General features: G+C 71.7%; 1 protein-coding gene and 1 pseudogene. Both read right to left on the reverse strand.

Annotation, left to right across the window (positions count from 1 at the left end; translation table 11 throughout):
* The coding region (locus BN972_RS00005; protein WP_036356059.1) for a PE family protein at window positions 1-330 on the reverse strand (330 nt) is incomplete at its 3' end.
* Window positions 331-580: 250 nt separating this feature from the next.
* Window positions 581-1,876, reverse strand: a pseudogene (locus BN972_RS30760) (PE family protein); the annotation flags it as partial.

Genomic DNA, 1,876 nt, shown 5'->3' on the forward strand with positions numbered 1-1,876 from the left:
GTTGATGACGCCGAAGATGGCGTCCTCGAGTCCCTGCAGTGACAGCAGGTTAGACGCCTCGGCGACGGCATACTGTCTGGTCCCGGCCGCAAGCGAGTGCAAGAACTCGGCCTGGAACGCGGCGGCCTGTGCGCTGACAGCCTGGTATGCCTGGCCGTGCGTGCCGAACAGGGCCGCTATCGCGGTGGACACCTCGTCTTGAGCGGCGGCCAGCAGGCTGGTGGTGCTGGCGGCTGCGGCCGCATTCGCCGATTCGAGGGTCGAACCGATTCCGGCCAACTGTGACGCCGCTGCTGCGAGCGCGTCCGGTGCAGCGATCAAGTACGACATGGGGAACCCGTCCATTTACTCGGACACGACCCAAGAGCCGTGTCGTTGATTCCCCCGGTCATGTTGTCTGGCGAAGCCAGTACGAAGATAACCTAAATTTGCAGTCTACAGACTGGTTTCCGTCCAATAAGGCTTAAAACATCCTAAAAGTTCCGAAAGTGTGGTGTGGGCCACAATGTGGTTCGGCGCCGCAGGTGGTGCGGGCGGGCCTGCCGCCGGACGGCCGCCGCTGTCCTGCGGCATGTGGTCGCTAGGGGATCAGTCCGTCTCGGCCGGCGAGGCCCCCGGATCCGGTGGTCCCGGTGGAATTGCCGGGGCCGCCCGCGCCGCCCGTGCCACCGGCGCCGCCGACACCGATGAACGTGGCGTTGCCGCCGTTGCTACCGCCCCCGCCGGACCCGCCGACGTTGGCCGTATTGGCGCCGCCGGCCCCGCCGGCCCCGCCAGCGCCGCCGTTGCCGTAGATCAGGCCGGCGTTGCCATTCACGCCGCCGTGCCCACCGGCCGCACCGGCGCCGACCGCGTTCGTTCCGGCGCCGCCGGCACCGCCGGCACCGCCGTAACCTCCGTTGCCGATCAACAGCGTGGAAGCACCGCTGCCGCCGTTACCGCCTACGCCGCCGAGGGTTAACGGCCCACCTGCACCACCGATCCCGCCGTTGCCCCCGCCCGCACCGTTGCCGGCCAGGAATCCGCTGGCACCGGCATTACCGCCCTGGCCTCCGGCACCTCCCGACAGGCCGGTGCCCGCCTGTCCGCCCTGGCCGCCGGCGCCACCGAAACCGCCGGTGCCGAGCAGCCAGGCATTGCCACCGCTGCCGCCGGTGCCACCGACGCCGCCCGGCGTCAACAGGGTGCCGGACAGTCCCGTGCCGCCGGACCCGCCATGGCCACCGAAGCCGAACACCAAACCGGCGCTGCCCCCGCCGCCACCGTTGAATCCGTTCCCGTTGGCGATGCCGGCCACGCCGCCGCTGCCGGCGCCGCCTTGACCGCCGTTACCGAACAGCCATGCCCTACCGCCGCTGCCGCCGTTGCCGCCGAGTTCGACGCCGCCGTCGCCGCCTGCGCCGCCGTTGCCGAACAACAGGCCGCCGTCGGCGCCATTGCGGCCGGTGCCGCCGTCGCCGCCGTGGCCGATCAGTAGGCCAGCTCGGCCGGCGGTGCCGCCGATCACCCCGTTTCCGCCATCACCGCCGTTGCCGAACAGCATGGCGTTGCCACCGCCGCCGCCAATACCGTCGCTACCCGAAGCGCTGACACCGGCGGTGCCGCCATCCCCGCCGCTGCCGAGCAGGAATCCGCCGTTGCCGCCGTTGGCCCCGTTGCCGCCGACGCCGCCGGCCGCGTTAGTGCTGTTACCGCCGGCGCCGCCGTGGCCGCCCCAGCCGATCAGCCCGGCGTTACCGGCCGTGCCGCCATTGCCCGGCGCCCCATTCAGCAGGTTGGTACTGCCGCCGTTGCCTCCGGAACCGCCGTTGCCCAACAGGATTCCGCCTGCGGCGCCGGACCCGCCAGCGCCCCCGACACCGGTCTGGCTGCTGCC

This window comes from Mycobacterium asiaticum DSM 44297 (genome assembly GCF_000613245.1).
Classification (GTDB): domain Bacteria; phylum Actinomycetota; class Actinomycetes; order Mycobacteriales; family Mycobacteriaceae; genus Mycobacterium; species Mycobacterium asiaticum.